Below are 23,435 nucleotides of genomic sequence, written 5' to 3'. Positions count from 1 at the left end.
CTTACATTGGGCCGGGACATTTATTTACGATAGACTTAGCTAAAAATAAAGATCCATTTTTAATTAATTCAATCAGCCGCAACGCTTGAAAAATTGACCACACTTTATACTGGCGATGATAAACACTTTCCCTGTCTGGCTTAGCCTTCGCGGCCACGTATTACCTCTGTCATTCGCCCTGATGGCGCTCATAGCCGCTGCTGGCGGGGCACATGCCGACGAGTGGTTGCGCTATGAACGCAGCTATATTTTGAACGGTGAAATATGGCGTCTGTTCACCGCCCATTTCGTGCATCTGGGTTGGAGTCATTTGTTGATGAATCTTGCTGCGCTGGCGCTGATCTGGATGTTGTTCGGGCGCATGTTGAGACTGTCCGCATGGATGGCGGTTAGTTTGGCCAGCATGCTGGGTGTCAGCCTGGGGCTGTTGTTTTTCAGTCCATCAATTGGCTGGTATGTGGGTTTGTCCGGGATGTTGCATGGCCTGTTCGCCGCAGGCGTGATGGCCAGCCTGCGTGCGGGCAATCGCCTTGAGATAATATTACTGTTATTGTTGCTGGGTAAGCTGGTGTGGGAGCAGATATACGGTCCACTTCCTGGTACGGCGGAATTTGCGGGCGGCGCGGTGGTGACCGACGCCCATCTCTATGGCGCGGTCAGCGGTTTTATGGTGGTATTGGTGTATATGTTTGCAAAGGGAGGAGGGTGGCGATCAAGAGGGTGATTTGCTATTTCACACGTTCGATTGATTTCACGGACAGGGTCTGTCCCTGCATGCAAAACGAGGCCTCCACCACCTCTCCGGTAAGCCTGACACGATCACCGCTTTTGAGTCCTTTCAGGTTGCCCAGCAGGGTGTAGCGCTTTCCATCGTCCGCCTGAAAAAGCGGGCATTCAACACCGCCCTCAATCAACGCACCAGTCAGTTCCTGACGGCCGTCTTTGCCGGTCACGCTGCCGGCACAGGCGGTGCAGGCGCATACCGCCAAGGCAAATGCAGAAAAGCGGCGCAGTGATCTCATTATGTTAGCTCCTCATTAAAAAGCAGTCGCAGGCACGGTAAACCGCAATGCCCCGTCCCACCACATGCCACTTTGCCCGGCAATGACGTCTATACCATCAAATGCGGCGCTCCCCGCGCCACGGTCATAAGTTACCCCTGCTCCAATGGGCAGAAGTGTTGTGGTATTTACCCTCAGGGATTGAACAATGAGGTTCCGGTCTTCGGGCGGGAGATAGGCGTCATTGGTAAACACTACGTCGATGTTATGAGGAATGCCTGGCGTAGCATTCACTGCCACGGCATACTCCGTAGATGTGGCATTTACATTGAATGTGCCGACGATCTGTCCATCAACGCGTATCACCATGGTGGGATAAACACCGTTGACCGGCGTGCCCATTGCCGTGACGGTGACGGTCTTTGCGGCAACGGCATCGGCAAGAGCCTTGCTGATATTGAGCCTGCCGCCGGTAACCACTTTTCCACTCAGCGCTGCTATGGGGTCTGTAGATTGCATCAGAAGATTTTTAACGGCGACGGGTGTAAGGTTGGGAAACTGGGCGCGTACCAGGGCGGCGGCGCCCGACACATGAGGCGTTGCCATGGATGTGCCGTTCAAATAGCGGTAGCCGGAAGAATTACACAAGCGGCATGTCCCCGTAGGCACGGTGGATAAAATCGACACGCCGGGCGCGCCAAGATCAACATTCACCGCTCCGTAATTGGAAAAGGATGTTTTCTGGTCGTTATGATCCGTGGCAGCGACACACAGCACATTTGATAACGTCGAGTTGCACGGATAGCTTACTGTTGTGTCATTGTTCGCATTGGCATTGCCGGCGGCCACTACAAACAGCATGCCGCGCTGATTGGCGGTAGTGATGGCATTCTCGATAGTCCGCGAAAAACCGCCACCGCCCCAGCTATTGTTGGAAATCTTGGCCCCCATGTTGGCCGCATAAAGAATGGCCTGCGCCGCACCCAGGGAGGTTCCACTGCCACTGGCGGTGAGGAACTTGAGCGGCATGATTTTGGCCCGCCATGCTACGCCGGTAACGCCGGTGGCATTGTTGCCCATGGCGGCAATGGTGCCCGCCGTGTGTGTGCCATGGCCCTGATCGTCCATGGGGTCATTGTCGTTATTGGCAAAATCCCAGCCACGCACGTCATCAACGTATCCATTGCCGTCGTCGTCAATGCCGTTGCCGGGGATCTCGCCGGGGTTCGTCCAGATGTTGCCCGCCAGATCGGGATGGTTATAATCCACGCCGGTATCGATGCTCGCCACAATCACGTTTGCACTGCCCGTTTGCCTGTCCCATGCCTCCGGTCCATCGATATCCGCATCCGGCGTGCCACCCGTTTGACCAACGTTATTCATGCCCCACAATTCGGAAAAGCGTGGATCATTCGGCGTAACCTGGGTATGAAAAATGATATTCGGTTCGACGTATTCCACATCGGCCCGGCTGGCATAGGCCTGCATCAGCGCCTCGGTGGATTGTCCGCGCAGGCCGCGCACACGTTGGATGTGGACAAACGGCAGTGTCGTAACCGCCTGTGCGCCAAGGGCGGCGTGGATGGCTGCCGTTTCATTGGCAATGTTGGCCAAAGGCTTATTGCGGAACTTGACCAAAACTTCGCCATGCACATGGTCAACCTGGATTTTGAAAGGGGCGCTTCCCGGAGGAGATGGAGGCGGTGCGGCGACAGCGGAGGAGGGTGCGAAAACTATCCCAAGTGCGCCTAAAGCGCAGATATAAACAGCCGCTATTCGAAACTTCAAGCGCAGACTTGTTGACGTAATCATCTTCCTACCTTTGTGTGCCGTTGATATTGCATGATGCCGGAACTGTACTACTTTTGATGCGTAATCCGCAATCGCGTTTACTTCCCGTCGCGCGAGGTAAGCCATGCCGCCAGCACAATAAGCGTGCCGCCTACCCATTCTCGGGGCAGCACTACCTCGTCAGTCAGTAGTTGCGCGGAAATGGCGCCGACCACGACTTCAAACAGCAGAATTACTGACGAGCGATGCACGGGCATATGGGTAACACCATATTGCACCGCCAACGACATCAGCACGACGCCCAATACGCCTATGGCAAAAGCTGCGGCAAGCACATTCAGCTCAACATCCGGGACAGGTGCACTCGCCATGGATATCCACAGGCCAGACAGAAACACTACGCCGACCCAGGACATTACGGTTTTAATGGCTACCGGCACCGCCTGTACCTTGCGTATCAGTACGTTGGAGAGTGCAAACGCAAATCCCGAGGAGATGGCCAGCCAATCCGCATGACCTTGTGGCCAGGGAATGCCCAGAGCCGGCTCCCAGATAGTGATAAACGCGCCGATCATGGCGATCGCCAGTGCAGCCGTCGCGAGCCGGGAGGGCCGCTCTCCCAGGATGAACCTGCCCAACACCACCGTCCACAGCGGTGACAAATAGAATAGCAGCAGTACCCGCACCACTGCGCCGTCCAGTACGGCGAGAATAAATGCCGTATTACACCAGCCATTGGCAATGGCTATCACCAGTAGCAGCCAGGGATGGCGGGCGAGTTCGGCGCGCTGTTTCCATAATGCCGGCAAACCCACCAGCAACGCGGATGAAAAAATCAGCAGTGTCGCCCACAAGCCTTGCAAGCCCTGCTGTTCCAGCAGACGTAGCGGATACCAGAAGATACCCCATAGCGTCGCCGCCAGCAGCAGCCCCAATACGGGCAGGTTGGTGGAAATTGCAGATTTGAGTTTGGAAGGCATGGCAGGATGTCCTATACTACGCATTCTCAAACAGCAGAAAAAAACACATTTCCCCATTCGCGGGGACATTTTCTTTCATAAATATCGGCATTGTTGGCTATCCGTATAATCCCATGAATCCAGATCTTTCCCGGCTTCAGCCTTACCCCTTCGAGAAGCTGGCACACCTCAAGGCCGGTGCCACACCGCCAGCAGAGCTGCTCCACATCGGGCTGTCCATCGGCGAACCGAAACATGCCACGCCTGGGTTTATCGCCGAGGAGATCATTACCCATCTGCATGGACTGTCCGGCTATCCGGTCACGCGCGGTAGCGCCGCACTGCGTGAGAGCATCGCCGCCTGGCTGACGCGGCGTTTTGCGCTGACGCCCGGCAGCATCGACCCTGCACGCCATGTGCTGCCGGTGAATGGCACGCGCGAGGCGCTGTTCGCCTTTGCGCAGTGTGTTATCAATCGCAGCACGAACCCTTTGGTGCTGATGCCCAATCCGTTTTATCAGATCTACGAGGGCGCCGCGCTGCTCGCCGGGGCCGAGCCGTGGTTCATCAACGCTACGGTGGAAACCGGCTTTGCCCCTGATTTCGACGCTGTGCCGCCCGAGGTCTGGGCGCGCTGTCAGTTACTCTATCTCTGTTCGCCGGGCAACCCCACCGGCGCGGTGTTGGATAGTGCCACATTACAGAAACTTATCCAACTCGCGGATGAGCACGACTTCATTATCGCCTCCGACGAGTGCTATTCGGAAATCTATCTCGACGAAGACGCGCCACCTCTGGGGCTGCTGGAAGTCGCCGCACGATTGGGGCGCAACGATTATCGGCGCTGCATTGTGTTCCATAGTTTGTCAAAACGCTCGAACGTACCGGGGATGCGTTCCGGTTTCGTTGCCGGTGACGCGCATATCATCGAACGGTTTCACCTGTATCGCACCTACCACGGCTGCGCCATGCCGCTGCCCACCCAGGCCGCGTCAAAAGTAGCCTGGGGCGATGAGCGGCACGTTGCGCACAACCGCGCGCTGTACCGTGAGAAATTCGACGCAGTGCTGGATATTCTGCACCCCGTCATGGACGTGCAGCGTCCCGCTGCGAGCTTCTACCTGTGGCCGCGCACACCTGTTGACGACGCTGAATTCGCGCGCGAATTGTATGCCCGGTACAACGTCACCGTACTGCCCGGCAGCTACCTGTCGCGTGAGGCGCATGGCATCAATCCGGGACAGAATCGCATCCGCATCGCGTTGGTCGAGCCTCTGGAGGAATGCGTGGAGGCGGCGCATCGCATCAAAGATCTTTTGAAAATACTCTAGCCACTAACTATGGAAACCCACATGAACGACATCAAGCAAATCATCGAAGAAGCCTTTGAACGCCGCGCCGATATTACGCCGCGCAATGTGGACACCCTCGTCCATGAGGCCGTGGTCGAGGCCATCCACTTACTCGACAGTGGCGCGGCGCGCGTGGCAGAAAAGAAAGACGGCCAGTGGGTCGTCAACCAGTGGCTGAAAAAGGCCGTGTTGCTGTCTTTCCGCATCGAGGACAACAGCTTCATGAAGGGCGGTTTCACCAACTATTACGACAAGGTGCAACCCAAGTTCGCCGACTATAGCCCACGTGATTTCCGCGCCAGCGGCGTGCGTGTGGTGCCTCCTGCCTCGGCACGCAAGGGCGCCTACATCGCGCCCGGCGTGGTGCTGATGCCCTCCTATGTAAACATTGGTGCCTATGTGGACAGCGGTACTATGGTTGATACCTGGGCCACGGTCGGTTCCTGTGCGCAGATCGGCAAAAACGTGCATCTCTCTGGCGGTGTCGGCATCGGTGGCGTTCTGGAGCCGGTCCAGGCCGGCCCCACCATCATCGAAGACAACTGCTTCATCGGCGCGCGCTCCGAGGTTGTGGAAGGCGTCATCGTTGAAGAAGGCGCGGTGATTTCCATGGGCGTATACATTGGCGCCAGCACCCGTATCTATAACCGCATGACTGGAGAAATCCTCTATGGCCGTGTCCCCGCAGGCTCAGTGGTCGTCTCCGGCAACCTGCCTTCCGCCGATGGCAAGTATAGCCTGTACTGCGCCGTGATCGTTAAGCAGGTGGATGAAAAGACACGCGGCAAGGTGGGCATCAACGAATTACTGCGGGATATTTGATATCCAATAATCGCCACACGCCGTGAACCTCTATCTCCAGGTCTTCAGCAACCGCCGCGTGGCGGTGCTGTTGTTGCTCGGCTTTTCCTCCGGCTTGCCGCTGGCGCTCACCTTCGGCACCTTGCAGGCCTGGATGAAGGACGCGGGCGTGGATCTGGCCACCATTGGCGCGATTACCCTGGTCGGGCTACCGTACACGGTGAAATACCTGTGGGCGCCGCTCATGGATCGCTACACGCCACCCTTTTTGGGGCGACGGCGCGGCTGGCTGGTGTTGACGCAATTGAGCCTGATGGCGGCCATCGCTTTCATGGGTGGCCTGGATCCGGTGAGCCAACCCTGGCTGCTGGCTATCGCAGCGGTGCTGGTCTCGTTTCTCTCCGCCAGTCAGGATATCGTGGTGGATGCCTACCGGGCGGATATCCTTAAACAGGAAGAGCTGGGCGCGGGCGCGGCGGTGTCGGTGCTGGGCTACCGCCTGGGGATGCTGGTATCCGGGGCGATGGCGCTGATTCTTGCCGACCACCTGCCGTGGGCGGTGGTTTATCAGATCATGGCGGGATTGATGGTGATCGGGCTGGCCGCTGCCTTGTGGGGTACGGAGCCCGAGAGCAGCGGTAGCCCCCGCACCCTGGCAGAGGCGGTGGTGCATCCCTTCAAAGCCTTTTTCAGCCGCGAAGCTGCCTTTTTCCTGTTGGCCTTCATCATCCTCTACAAGCTGCCGGATGCCATTGCCGGGGCCATGACCACCCCGTTCCTGCTTGACGTTGGTTTTTCCAAAACCGAAATCGGCACGGTGAACAAGGGCTTTGGCCTCATCGCCACCATCTTCGGCGCCATCGCCGGAGGCGCGCTCATAGCACGCCTGGGTATCTATCGCGCATTGTGGGCCTTTGGCATCCTTCAGGCCGTCACCAACCTGAGTTACATGGGTGTCGCCCTGGCTGGCCAGAATCAGATAGCCCTGATTCTGGCAGTGGGCATCGACAATCTATCGGGCGGTATGGGCTCGGCGGCTTTCGTCGCCTTCCTGATGAGTCTCACCGAAAAGCGCTATAGCGCCACCCAGTACGCCTTGCTCTCCAGCCTTATGGCTATCACACCGAAAATTGCCGGCGCACCCACCGGCATAATGGCCGCTAGCCTGGGTTGGCCGTTGTTCTTCGCCGCAAGCGTGCTGGGTGCAATCCCCGGTCTTGCGCTGTTGTGGTGGCTGAGACGCCGTGGCGCCATAGGCCAGAAGACCGCGACGGCACCGATGGAAACTGAATAACTGAAGTTGCGCACCCAAAACGGGTCGGGCCAAGACATGGGTGCTTCAGGACCGGAACAATCGGGGGCGGTATGGTGAGGTGGGGTTTCCACGCCTAACCATAGCCGCCGCTCGCTTACGCTTCCCTTCCCTGGCTGGCGCCATAGTTTGACTACACCCGTCCTCTTGCTCTATTGCCGTATCAATAAACAGCAACCATCAGGGACAGCCAGTACCCGTTCCTGCCCTCAAGGTAAAATCCACACCACCTGGCCCACAGAAACTATAGCTGCCGCCGCCGTTATCCCACACCTCATAAGAAGATGTGCTACCACCAGTATATCTATAGGTGACATTGGTGTTCGAACCATCCCCCGAAACCGCCCACGTCCCAACCTGTTTTGTAGGATCAATCTTGTCGGTGGGACCCTTCTTATAATCCTTGAGCACACCACCCGCATGATGCTCTTCCTGCCAGCGATCCCCGCCCCGCACTGCACATACTGTGTTGCCGCTCAGAATAGTGGTGAGATCGCTGCTTTTATTAACTTGCTTAGCGGGATTAGAGCAGGCCGCCATCGCCCCCTCGGCGGAAAATGCAAATACGATCACACCGGCAATCATTGGTAGTTTCATAATAACCCCCTCATTCATTAGTAAACCAAAACGTATAATCCTATAAACGGCGGTTGACCGCTTCTTTGGGCAATTAGCAATATGTTTTAAATAGCCGACGGAGTCAAGAACCAACCTCAACAGTTAATGTTGATGTTTAGTAGTGGTTTTAGCGAACTCCAGATTGAGCAGGAGCATTGGTCAATTACTCCATCATGGGTGAAGGGAGGCAAAAGGTGCTTGTAAAGGTGGGCGCCCCCTTCTTTACTCCCTTCGCCAGGTTTTCGCCATCACTCTTCTCACCCCATTATTTCATAAGCCAAATTGGATCGCTCTTCAATGCAGTCGCTTTCACCTACCTGATATTGCCGGCATATCATCGGTCTGCGTTCGTAGATGTTGCACAACATGGTGTTTCTATCCAGGGCTGCGCACCAACCGTCATCAAGACGCGCCATTGTCCAGCTGCCCCATTGATTCGATTCCGTCATTTCGAGCGGAACGTCATCGCCGTCCATGAGTAACACCTCTAGCCTGCAACAGCACGCTTCACACGAGGCGCATGATATGGCCGGGCGTTTGTCCAGTTTGGCGTTTTTTGTATTAATATTTAGCTCTCTTATTTGCCTTTTTCGTCCAACGCTTCCCAGCGCGCATAAGCCGCTTCAAGCTCTCTAGCAATGTCCGCAGTCTCGCGTTGCAAGGCCTGTACGCCTGCTGGATTATCACGGTAAATGGCAGGGTCGGCGAGGAGGGCGGTGATTTCCGTTTGGCGGGTTTCCAGTGTTTCGATGCGGCCTGGCAGTTCCGCTAATTCGCGGGTTTCCTTGAATGACAGGCGTGTGCGCTTGGCGGGTTCGGGGCTAGGCAGTGAGGCTGGTGCATTTTTTGGCGCAGTTGCGGCGGGCGTGGCGGCTTTGGGTTGTGGGCGGGCGCGCAGCCAGTCTTCGTAGCCCCCGGCGTATTCGCGCAGGTTGCCATCACCTTCGAAGGCGATGACCTGGGTGACCACGTTGTCGAGGAATTCGCGGTCGTGACTGACCAGTAACAGCGTGCCGGGGTAGTCGGTCAGCAAGCCTTCGAGCATCTCGAGGGTTTCCAGGTCGAGGTCGTTGGTTGGCTCGTCCATCACCAGGACGTTGGCGGGGCGGGTGAAGAGGTGGGCCAGCAGCAGGCGGTTGCGTTCGCCACCGGAGAGGGTTCTTACCTTTGCCAGGGTGAGTTCGGGCGGAAACAGGAAATCACCGAGGTAGCCGATCACATGTTTTTTCTTGCCGCCGATCTCGATAAAATCCGCGCCGGGGCTGACGACGTCGCGCAGGGTGGCTTCGGGGTCGAGCTGTTCGCGGAGCTGATCGAAGTAGGCGACCTGTAGCTTGCTGCCGAGCTGCACGCTGCCGCTGTCCGGGGCGAGTTCGCCGAGGATCAGCTTGAGCAGGGTGGTCTTGCCCGCGCCGTTGGGGCCGAGTAGGCCTACGCGGTCACCGCTCATGATGCGGGTGGAGAAGTCGCGGATGATAACCTTGTCGCCGAAGGATTTGCTGACATTCTCAAGCTCTGCAACGAGTTTGCCGGAGCGCTCGCCGGTGTCGACTTGGAGTGTCACATTGCCGATGCGGTCACGGCGCGCGGCGCGGTCCCGCCGCAATTGTTCCAGGCGTCGTACGCGGCCTTCGTTGCGGGTGCGGCGCGCCTGGACGCCTTGGCGTATCCATGCCTCTTCCTGGGCGAGAAACTTGTCGAATTCTGCACTCTGCGTTGCTTCCGCTGCCAGCAGTTCCGCCTTGCGGCGCTGATAATCGGCAAAATTGCCGGGGAAGCTGGTCAGTATGCCGCGGTCCAGCTCTATAATCCGTGTCGCTACACGGTCCAGAAAGCGGCGGTCGTGGCTGATCACAATCAGGCTGCCTTGATACGTCCGCAGAAAATCTTCCAGCCACTCGATAGCGGTGAGGTCGAGGTGGTTGGTCGGCTCGTCCAGCAGCAGGATCTCCGGCTGCATCACCAGGGCCTGGGCCAGTGCGACGCGCTTGCGCCAGCCGCCGGAGAGGGTGGCGATCTTCACGTCGGCAGGTAATTCCAGCCGCGTCAGCACCTGTTCCACACGGTTCTGCGCTGACCATCCGTCCTGGGCTTCGAGCGCGGTCTGGATTTTCTGCAGGCGTGTCAGCAGCGCATCGGTATCGGTGCCCTCCTGGGCCAGGTCATGGCTTACCGCATGGTAGTCGAGCAGGATCTGGCTCAGCCCGCCCAATCCCGCCGCGACGGCTTCAAACACGGTATGCTCCGGGTCGAGCGGTGGCTCTTGCGGTACATAGGCAAGACGCGCCGCGTCATCGCGCCACAGCACGCCTTTGTCGAGGGCGCATGTTCCGGCCAGGACTTGCAGCAGGGTGGATTTGCCCACGCCGTTGCGGCCAATGAGCGCGACTTTTTCGCCCGCTTCCAGGGTGAAGTTGGCCCCGTCGAGCAGTAACCAGCGGGAGAATGAAAGGTGGGCATTGTCTAGTGTGATAAGGGGCATGGAGTAGTGATTCGGTGTTGATCGAAATTAACAGGAAGCGGTAGCGTGCGCTGTGCACACGATCAGGCGGCGACGGTTCGGCGAGTATAGGTTGGGGTTGCCATCGGGCATTATAGCGTTATTCGTGAGCATGGCGCACCTGTCTCTCATCGTAAATATATCTTGACAATATATATCAGTTAGATATGATATATATCGGTTAGATATATCTTCGTAAGAGAGGTGTGTGATGGATGTAAAAACGCTATGCCTGGGAGCATTGAGCCTGGGCGACGCTACGGGATATGACATCAAAAAGCTTTTTGATGAGGCATTTAGCCATTTTTTTGCAGCGGGGTACGGCTCTATCTATCCGGCTCTGGAAAAATTGACCGCAGAAGGCAAGGTGTCCTATGACCGCCAACAGCAGGAAAAGCGCCCTGATAAAAAGGTGTTTAGCCTCACACCAGCCGGTCGTGAAGAGCTTATCCACGCGTTGGAAACTACACCTCCGAGGGAAAAAGTCCGCTCGGAATTTCTGGTGCTGATGTTTTTCGCGCATCTCTTGCCGCCGCAGCGTCTGGCCGAGATTCTGCAAGAATTTATTGATGAAAATAATAAAAATCTCAAGGTGCTGGAAGATCTTGAAAAGGGCGATTGTCCACCGGGAATTAAATTTACGATCCACTATGGTTTGGCGACGACGCGGGCAGCGATTGAGTGCATCGAGCAAAGCCGCGATGCACTGATGCGTGAGGTGTATTCAACCCAGGATGCCCAGTAGCCAATTTTTATGCCATCACTCTGGTCAGTTCCATTTAAAACGTGGCTGCTTCTTTTAGCGGGTCCGGTTCTGTTTCTTGTTGCTATTGCGGGCATGTCTGTCTTCCTGAGTCTCCGAGGCATGGACGCAGCTTTAGTTGCCCAGCGGGTCCCGCTTTTTATGCCGCAGATTCTTCTAGGGGTGCTTCTCGGTCTCGGGGTTCTCGTCTTTTTTGTGGTTCAGTTCGATCTTATTTGGGTTACACCCAACACAGCGAAAACATTCAGCGATCTAGCCATCGGAATGTTGGTGGGAGCGCTCCTTGCTTTTGCTTATTTCAATTGGATGGCCCCGGCAGTTGAGATATTTCAACGCAGCGTTGGCGACTACGTTCCCTCTGTCTCCGTGCTGCCAACCATTTCCGGCAGTATAGGCGTATTTTTTGTTTCCAACGTGTTGTTGGCTCCGCTGGTCGAGGAGACACTTTACCGTGGCTATGCCATCCCGCTCCTTACAACGCATCTTGGTACTGCTTGGGCGGTAGTGCTTACCTGTCTATTTTTTGGGTTGTTACATTGGCCCGGAGGTGTTTGGTATATGTTGCTGACCGGCATAGTCGCAGGGGGTACGTTTTCCGGTCTCTTCTTGTGGCGCGATGGGATATTGGCCCCTTTTGCGGCACATTTAACGTTGAATGTGATTGAGTTTATTTATGCGTGGCGTAGCCATGGCATTTCTGCGTAGGAGGCGTTCATGAAAATTGTCATATTCGGAAGTACGGGTGGCACAGAACTGGAGTTGATTAAGCAGGCCATCAAACGTGACCATGAAGTTATAGCGAATGAGAGCAACCCAGCACTTGCGTGCCAACCTGCAGTACCTGAGGAGAAATAAATAATGTCGAAAATTAATACCCACAGAATGGCCGCCCAAATCGAAGGCGATTTCGTGGTTTTCCTCATCGGGATGCGTGTCAATAAATTCTGGAAGATCCATAAATGGCTGCCAGTAGCCATGGCGATGACTCCAATGCTTAAGGAATTGCTGAGCAATCCGGAGAGTGGGTTGCTGGGCATGCAGTATCATTTCGGTTTCCGCAATAGCATGTTCGTGCAGTACTGGCGCAGCTTCGAGCACCTTGAGGCTTATGCCCGAGCGAAGGACAAATCGCATTTTCCGGCATGGGTGGCATTCAACAGGAAGATCGGCAGCAATGGCGATGTAGGGATCTGGCACGAGACCTATAAGGTCAGTGCAGGACAGTATGAAACGGTATACAACAACATGCCTGCCTATGGCCTTGGCGTGGTAGGAAGTCTCGCCCCCGCCACAGGCAAGCGCGAAACGGCCAAAGGTCGCATGGGGAGGCCGGCATGAACCAGGATCGTTGCCTAATGGAAATCCGGATTGATTTTTACGAGACCTATAGGATACGGATACAGAACATCCAGTGGCACGCTATGCCCGGCACTCTGCACGATACGTGCGTGTTCGCGGCGGAATTCGCGGGCGTTGGACAGGCCGCAGGCGTGGGCCAGTTTGTCCACCTCCACACCCATCCAGCGTGCGTAATTCGCCACGCGTGTGGCTTTATCCTCAACGACTAAACCTCGTTGCAATTTTTTGTTGTGCGTGGTGATGCCGGTAGGGCAGGTGTTTTGATGGCATTGCAGGGATTGTATGCAACCCAGGGCGAACATGAAGCCGCGTGCCGTTACCGTGAAATCCGCGCCCATACACAGCGCCCAGGCGACTTTGGCGGAGGTGACAAGTTTGCCGGAGGCTATCACGCGGACGCGTTCGCGCAGGCCGCTTTCGATCAGCGTATCCACCAACATCGGCAGCGCTTCATTGAGCGGCAGGCCGACATGATCCGCCAGTACCTGCGGTGCCGCTCCGGAGCCGCCGTCGCCACCATCAAGCGTAATAAAGTCCGGCGCGCTATCCATGCCTCTGCGCAGGATGGCCTCGCATAAGCTGCGAATCGCCGCGTCTGAGCCAAGTACCGTCTTGATGCCTACCGGTAGGCCGGTTACCGCGCGGATGCGCGCGATCATGTCCAGCAGGTCGTCGTCATTCTTGATGTCGGGATGGCGGTTGGGGCTGTCTGAAGGTTGGCCCATGGGGATGCCGCGGATGTGGGCTATTTCTTCGGTTACCTTGATGGCGGGCAGCACGCCGCCGCGTCCCGGTTTGGCACCCTGGGCCAGTTTGATTTCAAAAGCCCTGACGTGTTGCGCCACTTCGCGCAGGTGCGTGTCACTCAGGCGTCCTTCCGAGCCGCGCACGCCGTACTTTGCTGTGCCGATCTGAAAGATTAGATCACCGCCACCCTCAAGGTGATATGGGGAAAGCCCGCCTTCTCCGGTATTCATCCAGATGCCAGCTTCCGCCGCGCCATGCGACAGCGCGCGCACCGCCGGAGCGGAAACGGCGCCGTAGCTCATGCCGGAGATGTTGACGATCTTGGTTGCAACAAAGGGCCGTTCACAGTGTGGGCCGATCACCAGTGGCGGCGCGGCTTTGCGTTCATCTTCCAGTACTGCATAGGGGGCGTTGACGAAGATTAGCGAGCCGGGTTCGCGCAGGTCGTTGGTGGAGCCGAAGCCGATGATGCCGCCGAGATTTTTCGAGGTGCGATAGACCCAGCTGCGTGCGGCGCGGTTGAAGGGCATTTCCTGCCGGTCATTGGCAAAGAAATACTGGCGGAAATAGTCGCCCTGCCGTTCCAGGAAATAGCGCAGCCGCCCGACCACAGGGAAGTTGCGTCGCACGGCATGTTCTTTCTGGAAAATATCCTGGATGAACATCACGAGCAGGGTAAGCATCGCGATGCCGGCTATCCAGCCCACGATGACCACGCCCCAGTTCACCACCCCAGTGACGCTCATAAAAAGCGCAACCTCCGTTATGTTCTACTCTTTAGTAGTAGCGGCATGATCCTGGGTTTTTTGATGCTAGGGTGTCACTCCCACATCGCGCACATCCCGCGCAGCACCATGTCTGTGAGGCTGATGATGCCAATCACCTTGCCATGCTCCACCACCGGCCCACGTGAGATGTGAAAGCGTTCGAAAAGCCGGGCGCAGTAGCGGATGTCCATGTCGGGGGAAACGGTGACCACGGGCTTGGACATCACCTCGTAAATGTTGATGCGCTCCGGCGCGCGGTCCCTGGCGAGAACGTGGCGTGAAATATCGGACAGCAGCACCATGCCGTATTCGTCATCCGCGTTACGTTTGTCGACGATCAGCGCTTTGGTCTCTACATACTTCATCTTGAGCAGCGCCTCTTTGACTGTGGTCATGCCGTCCACCAGATCAAATTCGTGCTTCATGACATCCCTCACCCGGACCAGCTTGCGTTCGCTCATATCTCTTCCTCCACTACTCCGCTAAGTTTGCGTACCTGATGTGTTACGCCCACGGCATCCTCCACGTCAATCTGAAAGGCGATGCCCGCGCCCGGTTTGCTGTCGAACTCGCCCACATGCGCAATTTTATCAAGAATCTTGCGGCTCAAATGCTCCTCTACCAGAAACAGCAGCATATCGCGCTGGGTTTCCAGCGTCAGCCCGAGAAAGGTCTTGGTCTTTTGCAGTCCTTCGCCGCGGGCGTGACTGATCACCGTCGCGCCGGTCGCCCCCGTCTGGCGCGCGGCGTCCATGACCTTCTCGGTCTTATCGTCTTCCACAAAAGCAATCAGCAACTTGAAGTGCATATATTTTCTCCTATTTCTCACCCTGTGTTTTTCGCCGCCTGGTCAGCCATTCGCTCAACTGGGCATAACCCATCACCGTAATCAGTGGGCACAATACGGTCAGCGCGATCAGTCCGAAACCGTCCAGTAACGGGCTGCGTCCCGGCACGGCGCTCGCCAGTCCCAGCCCCAGGGCTGTCACCAGCGGCACCGTTACCGTGGAGGTGGTTACGCCCCCGGAATCGTAGGCCAGAGGGATGATCGTGCGTGGTGCAAATGCGGTTTGTATCATCACGATCACATAGCCGACGATGATGTAATAGTGCAGCGGTGTGCCGGTGACGATGCGGAACACGCCCAGCGTAATCCCGATTGACGCGCCTACCGCCACCGCTACACGCAAGCCCCACACACCCACTGCGCCGCCCGACACCTCATGCGCCTTCATCGCCACCGCGATCAGCGCCGGTTCAGCCAGTGAGCAGGAAAAGCCGATGGCGGCGGCGAACAGGTAGACCCAGCGGTAGTCCCACCAATTCACGCCTTGCGCCGCTTGCTCCGTTGCATGGATAAAGGCCGGGTCGGTCAATTGCTGGGCCATTAGCCTGCCCAGGGGGAACAGCGCCTGATCCAGTCCTTCCAGAAACAATGCCAGGCCCACCAGCACGTAGACAAACCCGATCAACACCTTTTTCAGGTTGGGGATGGATCGGCGTATTACCAGCCACTGAAAACCGAACAGAATCGCGGCAATTGGCAGCACATCCCGCACGGTATAGACGATTGCGGACAGCAGGTGCGACACGGATTCCATTTTAGATCATCATCCCGTAGATCATCACAAAAATCATCGGTGTGAGCGAGGCGAACGCAATCAGGCCAAAGCCGTCCACCATGGGGTTGCGCCCCTTGATGGAGGACGCCAGCCCCACCCCCAGCGCGGTAACCAGCGGCACAGTAATGGTGGAGGTGGTCACCCCGCCTGAATCATAGGCGATGCCGATGATCTGCGGCGGGGCGAACATCGTCATCACCATCACCCCCAGATAGCCGCCGATGATCAGATACTGCACCGGCCAGCCTTTGATAATGCGGAACACGCCGAGCACCAATGCCACGCCCACTGCCAGCGCCACCGTCAGGCGCAGTCCCAGCGCGTAGGAGTTGCGCGCCGCGTCATTTACCGCAATTATTTTGCCTTCCGCTGCCACGCGTGCCGCCTCGTTTGCCACTGCGATCAGCGCGGGTTCAGCCACGGTTGTTCCGAAACCCAGCGCAAAGGCGAACACCAGCAGCCACATCAGGCTGCCCTTGCGCGCGAAGGCATAGGCCATCGCCTCGCCGAGGGGAAACAGCCCCATCTCCAGCCCGCGCACGAACAGCGTCAGCCCCAGCGCCACCAGCACAGCACCCTCCAGCAGGCCGCCCAGGTTGGGGATGGGCTGCTGGACCACCGCCAGTTGAAAAAAGGCGATCACCACCACAATCGGCGCCAGGTCGCGGACGCTGTTCAGCAGCGAGTGCAGAAAGATAGTTAATTGATTTTTCAAAATAAGCGGTTCCAGTTGGGTGCGTTGCGTCGGGCGACCTAGCATAGCGCAACGCGCTAAAGGCGCTAAAGTGTGAGTATGTATCATCCGATATATTGCTTGGAGGTCTCGAGAAATGTACCTTTAATCTAAAAACGTAACACACGGTGTTGTATGGCTTGCAAATATCCGCGATTATAGGGATGATAAATATTTTTAGGTGGGAAAATATCACTCAGCAGGACGACAGGGAGAGCTTGGCTCTGTCCGGTCGTATGCGTGTGAGAGAAAAACTATGCCAAAATACATAGAATCAACAGGCGCCACGCCGCCCTGCATACAGCGGGACAACCCCCGTTCCTTCTGGTGGCGTATCGGGTTTGCCGCCCCGCTATTCTTTTTGGGGCTGCTGCTGGCAGGGCAGGTGCAGGCCGCTACGTTTACTGTAAATGGATCAGATGACGTGGGTGATTCGAGTCCGGGCGATGGTTTTTGTAAGGCACTCACCGGGAATTTCTGTACCCTGCGCGCGGCAATCCAGGAGGCCAATGCCCTGATTACCAGCGCTGCCGATACAGACATCACCATTGCTATCAATTCTGGCACTTACATTCTTACTGGAGCTAACGGCGAGGACAACGCTGCAACCGGCGATCTCGACATCAGAGGCACCTGCGGCACCGACATCAGCCACCCTTGCCTGAAAATCGTCGGAGCTGGCAAGGGGCAAACCATCATAGACGGCGGTAGTATTGACCGGGTATTTAACTTTGTCGGTAAAAATGTCGTCAAAATCACCGGCGTGACAATCCAAAACGGCAGTGTGACAAATGACAGCGGCGGCGGCATCAAGAATTCCAACGGCTGGGTGACGCTGGAAAACTGCGAAGTCATCAGCAATACGGTGAACACGACGGGCGTCAGATCCAGCGGCGGCGGCATCTTCAGCGGTGCCGGCACCCAAATGGTAATTAATAACTGCACCATCAAGGACAACCGGGTCAACAACACGCAGGGCACCTTCGCAAGTGATTTCGTCATCGGTTCCGGCGGTGGCGGCGGTGGTATCCGCAATAGCGGTAATATGACACTAAGTAACTCCACGGTGATGGGCAACTATGGCAGGCCGTTTGGCGCCGGTATCATGAACACCAGCGGCTTCGGTGGGGACGACGGCAAGCTGACGATTATCAGTAGTACGCTGCAAGGCAATCAAAATATCAAAGACGATGCCAGCCCTAACGGGGTTGGCGGCGCCCTCAGCAATCAGGGTGGGCTGGTAAAGATTACACAGTCCATCATTAGTGGCAATGTCGCCCGCGAGGGAGGGGGTGTTTTCAATACCAATCTGGCTGTTGCCAACATCCCCGGTATCAATAGTCAGCCTCCGGGTAACGGCACTACCACCAGCAGCAATACCGGCAACAGCATTCAAGGCAGCGTGCTGATCGCTGCGAGCGTCATCGACAGCAATACCGGCAACGGCCTATCCAACAAAAGCGCTATGGATGTCCGTTATAGCACCATCAGCAACAACACGGCCCAGCCTTTTGAGGCTTGCGCGGACGGTTCTTTTGGCTGTACAAACGGCGCGGACGGTGGCGGTATCAACAACTATGGTCCTGGTGAACTCACGGTTGCTAACAGTACCATTACTGGCAATACCGCTAGAAATGGCGGCGGCATCAATAACGGCCGTTCAATGACGCTTGATAGCGTCACCATTAGCGCCAATAATGCCAATATCAATAACGGTGGAAAAGAGATTTTTATCAATACCCTGGACCCAACCGGATATAAGACCATTCTCCAAAATACTATTATTGGTGACAATACCTCCAGCCCCAACAACTGCATGAAAGGAAATGACCCAGAAAGTCCCGCGAGCATCGTCACCCCTTCCAGTTTGGTGACTTCCAAGGGCCATAACCTGGAAAATGGCAATAGTTGCGTCCTCAATGGGGCCAGTGATCTTATCAACGTCAATCCGAATCTTGGCGCGCTTGCCGATAATGGTGGCAGTGCGCAGACGATTCTGCCGGATGGGGCTCGCCCCAAAAATTTTATGCCTGGCGGCTCGGCTATAGCTAACGGCGTCTGCCCTAGCCCACTATTTGACCAGCGTCAGTACGGGCGGCCGGGGGCAGATGGTTTGTGCGATATCGGTGCTGTGGAGCATGATGGTGACCCAGCGGCCAAGAAGGTCGATCTTGAGGTGCAGAAGACCCGGAATCCGCCGACAGATATTACGCCGGCTACGTTGAATGGTGAATTGAAATATATCCTCACTGTCATCAACCATGGCCCCGACGTGGCGCAAGGTATTAAGCTGTCGGACAGGCTGCCCGCCGGAGTGGCCTATATTGGATGGGCTGAGCCTGTTCCTACTAGTACTAACCCTGTTCCTAGTGCTAACCCCCCGGGTGTTGGGTGTACGGCACCTGCGCCTGATTTTACCTGCACACTTGCCAGCCTGGCTCCAAATCAGAGCTTTACGGTGTACCTCACCGTCAAGGTTACCGATCCTGCTCTTGTGCCCACTAATCCTAACCAAATTGTAACCATTGAAAACAGGGCGGCGGTGACAGTCGCATCACCGGCCGAATACCTTCCCGGCAACAACGGTAATCTCGATGCGTGTGTGCGTGGCGCCTGCGTGGTTACCAGGGTAGTGGCGGGCGAAGGAGTTACCAACTTTACCCCTGGCGGCGGCGGTGGGGCCTTCAGTCCGTGGGCGTTGCTGTTGCTGGGAGTGCCGGGGCTATTCCTGCTGCGCCGCCGAGCGTAGGGTGCGCCGCGCGCACCTTCTTTATCTTTACCCGTGAACGGTGCGTGCATTGTCCCCATGAAGGGGGCAATTTGCCCTTCATGGGGATGGCGCATCCTACGTCGCCAATCTTGCAGCCGTCTCCGCCAGCCGTTTGCCCAACGCACGGCACAGGCGTTTTTCCTCCTCACTGATCGGTAGCTTGCTGTCCAGGCCCGCCACATGGCTGGCGCCGTAGGGCGTGCCGCCGCTGGTGGTGCTCAACAGGTCGGTTTCGCTGTAGGGCAGCCCCATCACGATCATGCCGTGGTGCAGGAGTGGCAGCATCATCGATAGTAAAGTGCTTTCCTGCCCGCCGTGCAGGCTGGATGTGGAGGTGAATGCCGCCGCTGGTTTGCCTATCAGCGCGCCCGACAGCCACAACGAACTGGTGCCGTCGAGAAAATACTTGAGCGCGGCGGCCATGTTACCGAAGCGGGTTGGGCTGCCCAACGCCAGCCCCGTGCACTCGCGCAGGTCGTCCAGTGTCACATAGGGTGGTCCTTCACCGGGGATGGTGTCTTCCACCGCTTCGCACACCGTCGATACCACGGGCACCGTGCGCAGCCGCGCCTGCATGCCAGGCACTTCTTCTACACCGCGCGCGATGAATTGCGCCATCTGGGCTACCGCACCGTAACGGCTGTAATAAAGAACCAGTATATCAGCCATGAAATAATCCTTTGCTTGTGGGATGTAATAGGGCTCATTCTAACCATAACTGCCCCTTCCTTGACACCCTAGGGGGCGGGTGATAGTTTCTTCAAATGATTGAAGGGCCTGTATATCGATGATTCAAAGTTTTAAAAAGCCTCATGGTACGGGTGCGTGGCGCGGACGACCCTCGGCGATGTCCCCCGCGTGCGCGCTCAAACGGCTGGCATGGGTGTTTCTGGCAGGCGGCGTGGTCATCAGCAGTGGTTGCGCCACCGCGCCGCCGACCCAGGAGATGAGTGATGCCCGTCAGGCGCTCGATGCGGCGCGCCGGGCCGAGGCCACTCGGCATGCGCCGGATGCTCTGGAAGGAGCGGAAAATCTGCTCTCCCAGGCAGAGGAGAAGCTGGGCGCCGGTGCGTTCACTCAGGCGCAGAGAGCCGCCTTGGCCGCCAAGGAAGAAGCGACCAAGGCGCGCGCCATGGCCTCGGCTATTAGTGCTGCCAAGGCAGTGCTAAGCGATGCGGCAGCGATTGACGCGCTGTCCCCCGAGGCTCAAGGGTTGCTATTGCGGGCAGAGATCGCGGCCAAGGTGGATGATGACCAGAATGCCGTCAGGCTTGCTGGTGAGGCTGCGCAGCGGGCGAAGCAGGACATCAATAACGCCTATCTGGCCAAGGCCAAATCTATACTTGATGACGCAAAGACGGTTCAGAATATTGCAGCAGGACAGCGTGCTGTTCTGGGGTCCGCAGAGGCGGCATACCGTAACAGAGAGGGCAAAAAATCTTACGAATTGAGCAGGAACCTTCTGGAAGAGTTGCGTGCTGCCCAGCCCATGCCGCCGAAATCCGTCCCACAGCAGATACACCCTCTGACATCATCACCGCCAAAACGCCCTGTTTTAACCAGTTACATAGTAAAGGAGGGTGACAGCTTGTGGAAAATTTCGGGCCGCGCGGAAGTGTATGGCAATCCCCATCAATGGCCGTTGATTTATCATGCCAACAGGAAGAAGATCAAAAATACCAATGTGATCCGTCCTGGTCAGGTATTTGCCGTTATTCGGAAGTAGCAGCGGCCAACCGCCATAATGAAAAAGAAACTGGAAACTGTTTTTGAAGGGCTGCTGTGGGACAGCCGCCTGATCGTGCTGTCGGCAGTGGTCACGAGCCTGGTGGCAAGTTTGGCGATGTTTTATATCGCCACAGTCGATGCCTATTTCATGATCATCCACCTTGGCGAATATCTCTCCCCCGATCTGGCGGGAGAGGCGCGCAGCGCCCTGCGCAGCAGCACTATTGCCCATGTCGTGGAGATTGTTGATGGCTATCTGTTGGCCACCGTGTTGCTCATCTTCTCTCTGGGGCTGTATGAATTGTTTATCAGCACCATCGACAAGGCGGAAAGTGCGGAGACGAAATCGAATGTGCTGTTGATCCGCAATCTTGATGACTTGAAATCGCGGCTTGCCAAGGTGATTTTGATGATCCTGATCGTAAAATACTTTGAGCACGCGATCCGCATGAAGTTTGAAACCCCGATGGACTTGCTCTATCTGGCGGCGGGTATTGCTCTGCTCGGGGTGGCGCTTTATCTGTCCCATGCGGGGGAGCATCCGCCGACCCATGACAAGGCTGAATCTCACTGAGATTCAGCCTTGCTGCGGTACTTACGTTCTTACTGGCGTTACTTGGGAAGACACACTTCCCCGCTGGGGCATTTAAAGAACCACATCTGGTAGAACGACACAACCCACTGAACCGTGAATGAAAACGCCATTAGCGCGCCGCTGGCGATAACGACATATCCGAAGGGTTCAGACACCTTGGTCAGCCACCAGGACGTAATATCCATCAGTATCGCCAGGAAAGGCAATACGATAATCACTGACTTCATATGGGGCCGACGCATGTAGCTGTGGCTGAAAACCAGGCCGAGAAAACCAAAGATGAAGGTTAATCCAAAGAGATGAATATGGGATACCCGCACTAATGTGCCAATACTCACCCCTGTGTCGACCTGCGCCACGGTCTTCACGTCATCGTAGCTCATCAGTGTGGGGATGTGGGGGTTGGAGCCACTGTGACACGCTTGGCAGCGCGCCTTTAAAATGGGTTCAATCCTCTCATTGAACACGTCCGCCTTCTCGCCATCATGGACCCAAGCGATGATGGTCGCCTTTTCTTCTGCGGGCAGCATGCCTGACATTGGGCCATTGAGCGCCCCCTCAATACGGCTGGCTGACTTGTCGCCTCTATAGGCGATTACGATATCCCTGACCGAAATGCCGGGCTTGCCGTCTCGTCCGGCATGAACCTCGTAGATTTGGATCATCGCAAATATATAGCCGATGCCGAGAATAATCAGTATGCAGGTATACAACACTTTTAAGCTTGAGGGTAACTCCCCGAATTGAGGGTAACTAAATTTGGTGTAACTGTTCATGGCGATTAACCTTCATAAATCGTATGAATTATACACCAGACCGCCGAAAAGGCTGTAACCATCGGTCATAGAGCGTGTCTGCAACCTCGTTTAGGTCGCTGACGCGGGCCTCTAGGTTCTTCGTCATCTGCGCTGCGCTTTGCACGCTCTCGGAAGGGGCGGCAAGTTCACCCGGGGAGCAACGCGCCCACTCACGAACCATGTCCGGCGTCATTTCTACGTGGCATTGCAGGCCGAGGATGTTGCCGATGACGAACGCCTGGTTAGTGCAATATCGGCTTTGCAGGATGCGCGTTGCTCCATCAGGGATGGTGAAGGTTTCGCCGTGCCAGTGGAACATTTCCATCTCTTGGGGCAAATCACCCAGCCAATCGTGCGCCACGGCGTTATCTACTCTCTGCGCAGCGTGCCAGCCGATCTCTTTCACGGGATTCGTCGTTACCTTGCCGCCCAGCGCCTTGCTGATGAGCTGGCCGCCCAGGCAGTGGCCTAGCATCGGCATGTCTGCCTCGGCGGCGAGGCGGATCAAGGCAATCTCTTCATCGATCCATGGCAGCGGATCATTGATGCTCATATTGCCGCCCATGAATACCAGACCGCTGGTGTTGTCCAGACTGTTGGGGATGGCATCGCCCTGGTCGATGCGTATGAGCTGGTAAGGGATATTGTGCTTGTCCAATACCTCGGTGAGATAGCCGGGGCCTTCGTGCTCAAGGTGGCGGAAGATGTAGAGTGGTTTCATGTTGGCGCCCTTGGTTCGTGTGTTTGGATGTTTTGGCAATATTTGAAGTTTCGCATGGGTGTATTATCACCTAAAGTGAGGTGAGATTGGGTCAACGGCCAGCATATTGCTGTCATAAACGTAAAATATCAGCTCGCCAAATACACCTGGGTTACGTTTATCCCAGATGGTCCATTAGTCCCAAAACCGTTCGCCCTGAGCCTGTCGAAGGGCCGTTCATGGTTCGATAAGCTCACCACGAACGGCGTTGTGCGCTCTATTTCGCCTAATGGACAATCTGGGTTTATTGCAGGGCGCCGATTATCTGGACACATTGATGGCTGAGATGGCTGAAGTGTAGGCCGCCAACCGGCGCCTCGCCGCGCAGCATGGCCGTCAGCCCTGCCCCTGCCTGCTCAAAATCGCCCCAGATCTCGCCCAGGAAGATCTCGAAGCCATTGTTACGCCGGCCTGGGACCCAGCCTATACATTGAGCCTGTCGAAGGGCTGTTCATGGTTC

General features: G+C 56.4%; 25 protein-coding genes and 1 pseudogene. 12 read left to right on the top strand and 14 right to left on the bottom strand.

What is annotated here, in order from left to right; translation table 11 throughout:
• Positions 1-181 precede the first annotated feature (181 nt).
• Positions 182-724, top strand: a complete 543-nt coding sequence (gene rrtA / locus M3A44_10500; protein MEQ6342056.1) for a rhombosortase — start codon at positions 182-184, stop codon at positions 722-724.
• 4 nt (positions 725-728) lie between these two features.
• Here the strand turns inward: rrtA and M3A44_10495 are convergent, their stop codons facing one another.
• The 3 genes from M3A44_10495 to M3A44_10485 form a co-directional block, all read right to left on the bottom strand.
• A complete protein-coding gene (locus M3A44_10495) occupies positions 729-1,022 on the bottom strand; it encodes a DUF5818 domain-containing protein (GenBank protein MEQ6342055.1) in 294 nt (97 codons plus the stop codon).
• 15 nt (positions 1,023-1,037) lie between these two features.
• Positions 1,038-2,654 (bottom strand): S8 family serine peptidase, encoded by a 1,617-nt coding sequence (locus M3A44_10490; GenBank protein ID MEQ6342054.1) that lies wholly within the window; start codon positions 2,652-2,654, stop codon positions 1,038-1,040.
• A 236-nt stretch (positions 2,655-2,890) separates the two neighbouring features.
• Positions 2,891-3,772, bottom strand: coding sequence for a DMT family transporter (locus M3A44_10485; protein ID MEQ6342053.1), 882 nt, complete (start codon positions 3,770-3,772; stop codon positions 2,891-2,893).
• 113 nt (positions 3,773-3,885) lie between these two features.
• Here M3A44_10485 and dapC point away from each other — a divergent pair, with 113 nt between their 5' ends.
• From dapC to M3A44_10470, 3 genes are read left to right on the top strand one after another with little or no spacing between them, the layout of a single operon-like run.
• Positions 3,886-5,082, top strand: coding sequence for a succinyldiaminopimelate transaminase (gene dapC, locus M3A44_10480; GenBank protein MEQ6342052.1), 1,197 nt, complete (start codon positions 3,886-3,888; stop codon positions 5,080-5,082).
• Between the two features lie 21 nt (positions 5,083-5,103).
• Positions 5,104-5,925 carry a 2,3,4,5-tetrahydropyridine-2,6-dicarboxylate N-succinyltransferase gene (gene dapD / locus M3A44_10475; protein MEQ6342051.1) on the top strand — a complete coding sequence of 274 codons (822 nt, stop codon included), beginning with the start codon at positions 5,104-5,106 and terminating at the stop codon, positions 5,923-5,925.
• A gap of 22 nt (positions 5,926-5,947) precedes the next feature.
• Positions 5,948-7,198, top strand: coding sequence for an MFS transporter (locus M3A44_10470; GenBank protein MEQ6342050.1), 1,251 nt, complete (start codon positions 5,948-5,950; stop codon positions 7,196-7,198).
• Between the two features lie 198 nt (positions 7,199-7,396).
• Here the strand turns inward: M3A44_10470 and M3A44_10465 are convergent, their stop codons facing one another.
• From M3A44_10465 to M3A44_10455, 3 genes are all read right to left on the bottom strand, one after another.
• On the bottom strand, positions 7,397-7,813 hold the full coding sequence (locus tag M3A44_10465) for a hypothetical protein (protein ID MEQ6342049.1): 417 nt from the start codon (positions 7,811-7,813) through the stop codon (positions 7,397-7,399).
• A 278-nt stretch (positions 7,814-8,091) separates the two neighbouring features.
• Positions 8,092-8,400 (bottom strand): YkgJ family cysteine cluster protein, encoded by a 309-nt coding sequence (locus tag M3A44_10460; protein ID MEQ6342048.1) that lies wholly within the window; start codon positions 8,398-8,400, stop codon positions 8,092-8,094.
• A gap of 11 nt (positions 8,401-8,411) precedes the next feature.
• Positions 8,412-10,316 carry an ATP-binding cassette domain-containing protein gene (locus M3A44_10455; protein ID MEQ6342047.1) on the bottom strand — a complete coding sequence of 635 codons (1,905 nt, stop codon included), beginning with the start codon at positions 10,314-10,316 and terminating at the stop codon, positions 8,412-8,414.
• A 229-nt stretch (positions 10,317-10,545) separates the two neighbouring features.
• Between M3A44_10455 and M3A44_10450 the strand changes: the two genes are divergently transcribed.
• From M3A44_10450 to M3A44_10435, 4 genes are read left to right on the top strand one after another with little or no spacing between them, the layout of a single operon-like run.
• Positions 10,546-11,079 (top strand): PadR family transcriptional regulator, encoded by a 534-nt coding sequence (locus M3A44_10450; GenBank protein ID MEQ6342046.1) that lies wholly within the window; start codon positions 10,546-10,548, stop codon positions 11,077-11,079.
• 9 nt (positions 11,080-11,088) lie between these two features.
• Complete coding sequence (locus tag M3A44_10445) at positions 11,089-11,802, top strand: CPBP family intramembrane metalloprotease (protein ID MEQ6342045.1); 714 nt, start codon at positions 11,089-11,091, stop codon at positions 11,800-11,802.
• Positions 11,803-11,811: 9 nt separating this feature from the next.
• Positions 11,812-11,952: a hypothetical protein gene (locus tag M3A44_10440; protein MEQ6342044.1), complete on the top strand. Its 141-nt coding sequence runs from the start codon at positions 11,812-11,814 to the stop codon at positions 11,950-11,952.
• Positions 11,953-11,955: 3 nt separating this feature from the next.
• Complete coding sequence (locus M3A44_10435) at positions 11,956-12,435, top strand: DUF4188 domain-containing protein (GenBank protein ID MEQ6342043.1); 480 nt, start codon at positions 11,956-11,958, stop codon at positions 12,433-12,435.
• A gap of 14 nt (positions 12,436-12,449) precedes the next feature.
• On the opposite strand, the gene M3A44_10430 is transcribed toward M3A44_10435, so the two are convergent.
• From M3A44_10430 to M3A44_10410, 5 genes are all read right to left on the bottom strand, one after another.
• Complete coding sequence (locus M3A44_10430) at positions 12,450-13,949, bottom strand: FMN-binding glutamate synthase family protein (GenBank protein MEQ6342042.1); 1,500 nt, start codon at positions 13,947-13,949, stop codon at positions 12,450-12,452.
• Positions 13,950-14,023: 74 nt separating this feature from the next.
• Positions 14,024-14,431 (bottom strand): CBS domain-containing protein, encoded by a 408-nt coding sequence (locus M3A44_10425; GenBank protein ID MEQ6342041.1) that lies wholly within the window; start codon positions 14,429-14,431, stop codon positions 14,024-14,026.
• A complete protein-coding gene (locus M3A44_10420) occupies positions 14,428-14,778 on the bottom strand; it encodes a P-II family nitrogen regulator (GenBank protein ID MEQ6342040.1) in 351 nt (116 codons plus the stop codon). Before M3A44_10420 ends, M3A44_10425 begins: the two co-directional genes overlap by 4 nt.
• 10 nt (positions 14,779-14,788) lie before the next feature.
• Positions 14,789-15,571 (bottom strand): DUF1538 domain-containing protein, encoded by a 783-nt coding sequence (locus M3A44_10415; GenBank protein ID MEQ6342039.1) that lies wholly within the window; start codon positions 15,569-15,571, stop codon positions 14,789-14,791.
• 1 nt (position 15,572) lies between these two features.
• Positions 15,573-16,307, bottom strand: a complete 735-nt coding sequence (locus tag M3A44_10410) for a DUF1538 domain-containing protein (protein ID MEQ6342038.1) — start codon at positions 16,305-16,307, stop codon at positions 15,573-15,575.
• 274 nt (positions 16,308-16,581) lie between these two features.
• On the opposite strand from M3A44_10410, the gene M3A44_10405 reads away from it, so the two are divergent.
• Positions 16,582-19,074 (top strand): hypothetical protein, encoded by a 2,493-nt coding sequence (locus M3A44_10405; protein ID MEQ6342037.1) that lies wholly within the window; start codon positions 16,582-16,584, stop codon positions 19,072-19,074.
• Positions 19,075-19,170: 96 nt separating this feature from the next.
• On the opposite strand, the gene wrbA is transcribed toward M3A44_10405, so the two are convergent.
• Complete coding sequence (wrbA, locus tag M3A44_10400) at positions 19,171-19,764, bottom strand: NAD(P)H:quinone oxidoreductase (GenBank protein MEQ6342036.1); 594 nt, start codon at positions 19,762-19,764, stop codon at positions 19,171-19,173.
• Between the two features lie 118 nt (positions 19,765-19,882).
• Between wrbA and M3A44_10395 the strand changes: the two genes are divergently transcribed.
• On the top strand, positions 19,883-20,821 hold the full coding sequence (locus M3A44_10395) for a LysM peptidoglycan-binding domain-containing protein (protein ID MEQ6342035.1): 939 nt from the start codon (positions 19,883-19,885) through the stop codon (positions 20,819-20,821).
• 18 nt (positions 20,822-20,839) lie between these two features.
• The gene (locus tag M3A44_10390) at positions 20,840-21,397 is read left to right on the top strand and encodes a YqhA family protein (protein ID MEQ6342034.1); all 558 of its coding nucleotides are present in this window, start codon (positions 20,840-20,842) and stop codon (positions 21,395-21,397) included.
• A 38-nt stretch (positions 21,398-21,435) separates the two neighbouring features.
• On the opposite strand, the gene M3A44_10385 is transcribed toward M3A44_10390, so the two are convergent.
• The gene (locus M3A44_10385; GenBank protein ID MEQ6342033.1) at positions 21,436-22,194 is read right to left on the bottom strand and encodes a hypothetical protein; all 759 of its coding nucleotides are present in this window, start codon (positions 22,192-22,194) and stop codon (positions 21,436-21,438) included.
• Between the two features lie 28 nt (positions 22,195-22,222).
• Positions 22,223-22,936 carry a type 1 glutamine amidotransferase gene (locus M3A44_10380; GenBank protein MEQ6342032.1) on the bottom strand — a complete coding sequence of 238 codons (714 nt, stop codon included), beginning with the start codon at positions 22,934-22,936 and terminating at the stop codon, positions 22,223-22,225.
• Between the two features lie 277 nt (positions 22,937-23,213).
• Here M3A44_10380 and M3A44_10375 point away from each other — a divergent pair.
• A pseudogene (locus M3A44_10375) lies at positions 23,214-23,375 on the top strand (dihydroorotate dehydrogenase (quinone)).
• Positions 23,376-23,435: the final 60 nt, after the last annotated feature.

The sequence above is a fragment of the Gammaproteobacteria bacterium genome (assembly GCA_040183005.1).
Classification (GTDB): Bacteria; Pseudomonadota; Gammaproteobacteria.
Note: the sequence above shows the minus strand (reverse complement) of the source record. Positions and strands in the feature narration are given on the sequence as shown.